This is a genomic window from Acidovorax facilis, assembly GCF_023913775.1.
GTDB classification, from domain to species: Bacteria; Pseudomonadota; Gammaproteobacteria; order Burkholderiales; family Burkholderiaceae_C; genus Acidovorax; species Acidovorax facilis.
In genome coordinates, this window is sequence record NZ_JAMXAX010000076.1 from 23473 (window position 1) to 29589 (window position 6117).

9 protein-coding genes and 1 other annotated feature are annotated in these 6117 nt (G+C 62.1%); of the genes, 7 read left to right on the forward strand and 2 right to left on the reverse strand.

What is annotated here, in order from left to right; translation table 11 throughout:
• The first annotated feature begins 13 nt into the window (after positions 1-13).
• Entirely contained in the window at positions 14-1705 is a 1692-nt protein-coding gene (locus NFX52_RS19060) for a phospholipase D-like domain-containing protein (RefSeq protein WP_055394480.1), read from the forward strand.
• A 61-nt stretch (positions 1706-1766) separates the two neighbouring features.
• Here NFX52_RS19060 and NFX52_RS19065 read toward each other — a convergent pair whose 3' ends face one another.
• Complete coding sequence (locus NFX52_RS19065) at positions 1767-2267, reverse strand: methyltransferase family protein (protein WP_082437283.1); 501 nt, start codon at positions 2265-2267, stop codon at positions 1767-1769.
• Positions 2268-2287: 20 nt separating this feature from the next.
• Here NFX52_RS19065 and NFX52_RS19070 point away from each other — a divergent pair, with 20 nt between their 5' ends.
• The 3 genes from NFX52_RS19070 to NFX52_RS19080 all read left to right on the forward strand — a co-directional run bounded on the left by NFX52_RS19070 (position 2288) and on the right by NFX52_RS19080 (position 3881).
• A complete protein-coding gene (locus tag NFX52_RS19070) occupies positions 2288-2884 on the forward strand; it encodes a Crp/Fnr family transcriptional regulator (protein WP_055394476.1) in 597 nt (198 codons plus the stop codon).
• Between the two features lie 617 nt (positions 2885-3501).
• Positions 3502-3678 carry a hypothetical protein gene (locus NFX52_RS19075; RefSeq protein ID WP_202907119.1) on the forward strand — a complete coding sequence of 59 codons (177 nt, stop codon included), beginning with the start codon at positions 3502-3504 and terminating at the stop codon, positions 3676-3678.
• Between the two features lie 2 nt (positions 3679-3680).
• On the forward strand, positions 3681-3881 hold the full coding sequence (locus NFX52_RS19080) for a hypothetical protein (protein WP_004355089.1): 201 nt from the start codon (positions 3681-3683) through the stop codon (positions 3879-3881).
• Here NFX52_RS19080 and NFX52_RS19085 read toward each other — a convergent pair.
• Positions 3838-4095 (reverse strand): hypothetical protein, encoded by a 258-nt coding sequence (locus NFX52_RS19085; RefSeq protein WP_082437282.1) that lies wholly within the window; start codon positions 4093-4095, stop codon positions 3838-3840. The two genes, NFX52_RS19080 and NFX52_RS19085, sit on opposite strands and share 44 nt — an antisense overlap.
• A gap of 125 nt (positions 4096-4220) precedes the next feature.
• Between NFX52_RS19085 and NFX52_RS19090 the strand changes: the two genes are divergently transcribed.
• From NFX52_RS19090 to NFX52_RS19100, 3 genes are all read left to right on the forward strand, one after another.
• A complete protein-coding gene (locus NFX52_RS19090; protein WP_055394472.1) occupies positions 4221-4430 on the forward strand; it encodes a hypothetical protein in 210 nt (69 codons plus the stop codon).
• A 12-nt stretch (positions 4431-4442) separates the two neighbouring features.
• Positions 4443-5674, forward strand: a protein-coding gene (locus NFX52_RS19095; protein WP_103363634.1) for an IS3 family transposase whose coding sequence is annotated in 2 segments (ribosomal slippage) — positions 4443-4731 and positions 4731-5674 — 1233 coding nt in all. Because the reading frame shifts where the segments join, the coding sequence is not laid out codon by codon here.
• Positions 4721-4837: a sequence feature (AL1L pseudoknot), on the forward strand. It overlaps the preceding gene by 117 nt.
• 141 nt (positions 5675-5815) lie before the next feature.
• Positions 5816-6052 carry a hypothetical protein gene (locus NFX52_RS19100; RefSeq protein WP_156358585.1) on the forward strand — a complete coding sequence of 79 codons (237 nt, stop codon included), beginning with the start codon at positions 5816-5818 and terminating at the stop codon, positions 6050-6052.
• The last annotated feature ends 65 nt before the right edge of the window (positions 6053-6117 follow it).

Genomic DNA, 6117 nt, shown 5'->3' on the forward strand with positions numbered 1-6117 from the left:
GAGGAGCACGTTCATGCGAGCATCCATCAACGGAGAATACCTGCGCCTGCGTGCCATCGCGGGAACCCATGTCGTCGTCTTGGCCTGGGATTTCGCGAAACCGCCAAACCTTGCCGACTTCACCGACGACAACAACCTTCTCGGTTTCGCGATACACCGCAAGAAATTCAACACCTCCGGGCAGATCGAAACCAGCTACTACCTGCGGGGCATCAAGCGCTTCGAAAGCAAAGACAAAGGGCTGCCCCCGGGAACGCTGGTGCCGACCAGCGAACATCCTGTTCAGAGCTTTCTGTGGGCGGACTACACGGCCACGGCCGGCGTGGAATACGAATACGCGGTTAGCCCCGTCTTCGGCGAGCCCAAGAAGCTCCGGCTCGACGAAGCCAAGGGGGTTTCGGTCCGCGTTCGCTGCGAAACGACCGCAGCACCTCATGGGAAAGGCTCCCGGCATGACATTCACTTCAACCGGGGCGTGATCGGATCCCAGGCATACGCGCGGGAGTTCGGCAACGTCGAACCCGATCCGGATGCCCCCTCATCCAAGCCGATGAAGTGGCTCTCGCGCGGCCTGTACGAGGCCCTGCTCGCGTTCATCAAGCGCGGCGCCAAGAAGGGCATGGGATTGCGGGCGGCCTTCTACGAATTTCACTACCTGCCCGTCGCTCAGGCGCTGCGCAAGGCCGCGGACAAAGGCGATGTGCAGATCGTCTATGACGCGGAGAGCAGCTACAAGGCGGAGAACGAAGCCACGATCGAAATAGCAGGCCTTGGCGACTTTGTCCATCCCCGAACCGTCACGGTGGGCATCCGGCACAACAAATTCATCGTGCTCTTGAAGGACGGCAAGCCGATCAGCGTGTGGACCGGCTCGACCAACATCTCGGCTGGCGGAATCTTCGGCCACTCGAACGTCGGCCACGTGGTCCATGACCCGGAAATCGCCCGCCAGTATCTTGCCTACTGGGAGCGCCTCCAGCGCAATCTCACGGCGACCAAGCTGCGCGAGCCCAATGCGCAGGAAAGCCCGGTTCCACCTCTACCGCTACAGCCCGGCACCTACCCTCTGTTCAGTCCTCGCGAGGCAAAGGAGACGGCATCGACACAGAAGACCCTGCAGTGGTATGCGAACCTGGCCGATGCCGCGGAACAACTGGTGTGCTTCACCGCGGCGTTCGATATCGCGTCGGAGTTCCAGGCGGTCTTTCAGAAGCAGAACGACGTGTTGCGCTACATCGTCAAGGACGATCCCCTCAAGAAGACCGAGAACATCGGCACCGACGGCGACGTCATCTTCGCCGCGGGCAGCTATCTCGAGGAAGAAAGCACTCTGGTGGATGCGCTCAAGGAGCGCGACAACCCGCTCAACAACAACGACTACATCCACACCAAGTACATGCTGGTCGATCCGCTGAGCGACACGCCCACCGTCGTGACCGGCTCGGCGAACTTCAGCAGCTCATCCCAGGTTCAGAACGACGAGAACATGCTCGTGATCCACGGCGACACCCGCGTGGCGGACATCTATTTCGGCGAGTTCATGCGCCTGTTCGACCATCACTACGCGCGCTACCTGGCGGCCAAGTACCAGCGCAAGCCCAAGAGCTCCGGCAACTATCTGAAGGAGCGAGCCGATCAATGGCTGCCTCCACACCTCGACCCGTCGAACTATCGCGCGAAGCGGCGCAGTTATTTTGCGGGCTGACAGGAGCAGCCCGGGCTAGCCTCCCATCGCCTGAGCCAATCCCGGCACCAAAGAAGCGCAACTACAGCCAACGCGGAACCGATCGCTGGTACTCGATGTACTTGTCCCCGAACTTCAATGTCATCGCCTCTTCTTCGCTGCGTATGTACCAGAATTGCGCGAGTGCGAAGAACGCAACTGGCCCTGCAAGTGCGGAAGTCGAGCCCAATACACACGCGACTCCGAAAAGGGAGATAAACATCCCGAGATACATGGGATTCCTGGTTCGACGAAAGAGTCCTTCCATCGTCAGTTCGCCCGGCTCGCCGAACGTGTTGATGTTTGTGCCGAGACGACGAAAGAGACGAGCATGCCAATTGGCGATTCCGAGACCGGCCATGATCAGCGCGAGCCCAAGCCAGTTGTATGGCTGTGGCAGCCACACCGCGATGGGGCTCTTCCAATGGAGGACCAACATGCAGACAACGGACACAAGCCAAACAACGGGCGGGAGCAAGAGAGGTTTCATGATGGCTGCTGATCGAAGAGACCAATCCAGTATCTCCGCTTCGGCGAGCGACATCGATAACCCTGGTTAATGACATGGGCAGAACTCGCTCTTCCACAAGCGATGTGTTTCAGCGCCTCGCCGGGTCGGCTCTCCCGGAGTGGTCCGTCGTCGAAGGCGCGGCGTGCGAACGGCGACTCCGGCCCGGGGAAGCGCTATTCCTTGCTGGCGAGAGAAAGCCGTTCGTCTTCGTCGTCAATGAAGGGATCGTGAAGATGGTTTACGAAACGCCCAACGGTGATTCGTGGGTAAAGGGCTTTGCGGAGTCCGGCGTTTGCTTCGCAAGCGTCGCCGCGCTCGAAGAAGATGGACTGACAAGTTTCTCCAGTTACGCCGTTGTCGAATCGTGCATTCATCAAATCGACTATCGTGTGTTACTTCGTCTGGCAGGCCAGCATATTGCTTGGCAGCGTGCCATCGCCAACGCTCTGAAGTTCTACGGACAGCGCAAGGAGCGGCGGGAAATGGAACTTCTCACGCTCTCACCCGAAGACCGCTACGTACGGTTCATGCACGACAACCCCGAATTGGTCGCCGCCTTGCGACAAAGCGATATTGCAAGCTACATACGGGTGACACCCGTGGCACTGAGTCGCATCAAGTCAAGGCTCGGCAAGCAAGGCGATCAGTGATGTTGTCACTGAAAAAGGACTTCGTTGCCCAGTCGGCAAGCGGGACCAAGGACACCAGGAGCGCAACAGGCACTTGAAACGCCCCACGCCCCTTGGGCAAGTGTGACCGCCACCTTTCAAGGCGCAATGCACAAGAGCCGTCATCAGCAGGGAGTTGGGGGTGGCGTGCATTCGAAGGGCTTTACTCGCCCTTGAAGACGATCATTTCCCGGATCACACTGAGTGTGCTTCCTGCGGACATCGTGTCTGCGCAGCCTTCAACACCGCCCATCGCGGGTGGCTTGAAGTCCAGCTTCGCTGGCGTCGCGGTCGTTACCCGCCCTCTGGTCGCCAGGTCTTCCTGGTCGGTCCGCCGCTTCGACGGCTGACCCAGTAGCTGGGCTTCATGCCCTGCATCCGGCCCGCCGGATGCGTGTCCTTCGCATCGCATCGATGCCGAGCTTTTGCCGCCAGGCAGGAGCGCTGGTCCCCGTGCGCAAGCACGATGGACCACCACCCCGGCGCACCGCAAGGTGCCGCCACCGAGCCGCTTCGCCCTTTCCGGGCAGAGCACACCCGAACGGGAACACTGTTTCCCGTCCGGGGATGGGTGTTCCCTTTACCCGAAGGAGAACACCGTGTTCGCATCGATCGCAACCCGATCCGTCGCACGCACCTGCGTGCTGTTGGGCGGTTCCGGCCACAGCCGGCCGCCCACCGTGCAGTCGCGTCCTGTGGCCGCACTGCTGCGTCCCCAGCCGTCTCCTTCGGGAGCGGCCAGCGGCGCCGTCGAACCGCGCTTTGACAGGAGCTGAGCATGCTCGGCAACTACCGCAAGCGCATTGCAGCCATGGCGATCCAACTCGCCAAGGATGACCCGCAACTGGTCAAGGAGGTCATCGCCCGTCTTCGCGAAGCGGGCGACATCGAAGCCGACGATCTCGTCTATCTGGACAGGATCGCCGACCGCTGGATCAGGATTGCTCAGGAGAATCAGGTGCGGGGCCAACGACGCTGAGTCGCGGGGGTAGCGACACCTCCTTGGCCTTTGCCATTTCCAAGGCAATCTTCTCCAGCAGATCCGGCCGTTCTTCGCCGAGCACGTGGGTCCATCTGGCCAGCGCCGCCTCGACATCGGCCTGTGTTCGCACGCCGTCGAAATCGATTCCGAGCGATCGGAACTCCTCGATTTCGGCGGCTGTGAACCGGAGTGAATCGCCTGCGCGCAGCATGCTCGTCGCTCTCCTCGATAGGGGTTGTCGACCAGCATAGCCACGCCGCACAGCCATGCAACCCCGGGGAGACTCAGTCGTCTCCCGGCCGGGGACGGTGCCTCCCTGTTTTCCGAGGAGAAACCATGTCCCCTGAGAAACGTCCCCGCCCGAAGCGTTCGGGCATCGAAACCGAGGAAGAACGGACCTGGGTCGAGTTCTACCGGCGTGTGCGCAGCGATTCTGCGCTGGCCGCCGAAGTGCTCGCCCAACTCGAACGTGATGTCGAGATGAAGCACAGCCATCTGGCGCTGTACCTGAACCGCCCCGGATTTTGCGGAGGCTCCAACTCTTGAGAAGATGGAGCCATGAAGAAATCATCGAAGTTCTCACCTGAGGTTCGCGAGCGAGCTGTGCGGCTGGTGCAGGAGCACCGCGGGGAGTATCCGTCGCTGTGGGCGGCGGTCGAGTCGATCGCACCGAAGATTGGTTGCGTGCCTCAGACGCTGCTGGATTGGGTCAAGCAGGCGGAGGTCGATGCGGGGGCGCGCCCGGGTGTAACGACGGCGGATGCGCAGCGCATCAAGGATCTGGAACGCGAGGTCAAAGAGCTTCGCCGCGCTAACGAGATCCTGAAGCTTGCCAGCGCGTTTTTCGCCCAGGCGGAGCTCGACCGCCGTTTGAAGTGATGTACGGGCTGGTCGATGAGCACCGCGACAGCCACGGGGTCGAGCCGATGTGCAAGGTTCTGCAGATTGCCCCGTCAGCCTATTGGCGCCACGCGGCGCGCTGCAGAGATGCTTCTCTGCTGAGTGCCAGAGCGAAGCGGGATGCTGCGTTGCAGCCTGCGATCAAACAGGTGTGGGACGCCAATATGCAGGCGTATGGCGCGGACAAGGTCTGGAAGCAGATGAACCGCGAGGGCGTAGAGGTTGCGCGCTGCACGGTTGAACGTCTGATGCGCAGGCTCGGCCTGCGAGGTGTCATACGTGGCAAGGTGGTGCGCACCACCGTGGCCGAGCACAAGACGTTGTGCCCACTGGACAAGGTCAATCGGCAGTTCAGCGCCGAGCGGCCGAATCAGCTCTGGGTCTCGGATTTCACCTATGTCTCGACCTGGCAGGGTTGGTTGTACGTGGCCTTCGTGGTGGATGTGTTTGCCCGACGCATCGTGGGCTGGCGCGTGAGCACTTCGATGAGCACCGACTTCGTGCTCGATGCGCTGGAACAGGCGCTGTATGCGCGTCAGCCAGAACGCGACAGCAGCCTGATCCATCACTCGGATCGTGGTTCGCAATACGTGTCGATCCGCTACAGCGAGCGATTGGCAGAGGCCGGCATCGAGCCTTCGGTGGGCAGCAAGGGCGACAGCTACGACAACGCGCTGGCCGAGACCGTCAACGGGTTGTACAAGGCCGAGTTGATTCATCGCCGTGCGCCGTGGAAGACCCGGGAGGCGGTGGAACTGGCAACCCTTGAATGGGTGTCATGGTTCAACCACCATCGCCTGCTCAGCTCCATCGGCTACATTACGCCAGCCGAGGCAGAGGCGAACTACTATCGGCAACTCACCCGTCAGCCCGACCTCGTGCCGGCCTGACTTAACCCAACGGGCCTCCGCGAAACCCGGGGCGGTTCATACCTGTCCTGCAAGGAGAGCTTGCGGCGCGAGAAGGCGCGACAGGCCCGCCACAAGCGCCTCGGCTTCTTCGTTCGCTGGTTGGCGCACACCCTGTTCGTCATGCCGTGGCAGGCCCTGCGGGAGTTCGGCAGCGAAGGCCGCGACATCGCGATCGAGATGCTGCCCCATGCCGACGGTTCGTCCCGGCAGACGCCGCGCGCCCTTGCAACGGCCGCCGCCCTGCCCCCTTCCTCGCCTGGCGTCACGGCGCTACCCCGCCGCAGCCGCAAGGCCCGGCCCGATGCCCCTGCACCCGCAGAGGCAGGCGCGGAGAAAGCCGACCCGGCTTCCTCCTGAGCAGCGATGTGCCCACGCGACCTGGCGTCCTCCGACGCCGGTCCGTGCGGCCGCGCATCACCGCC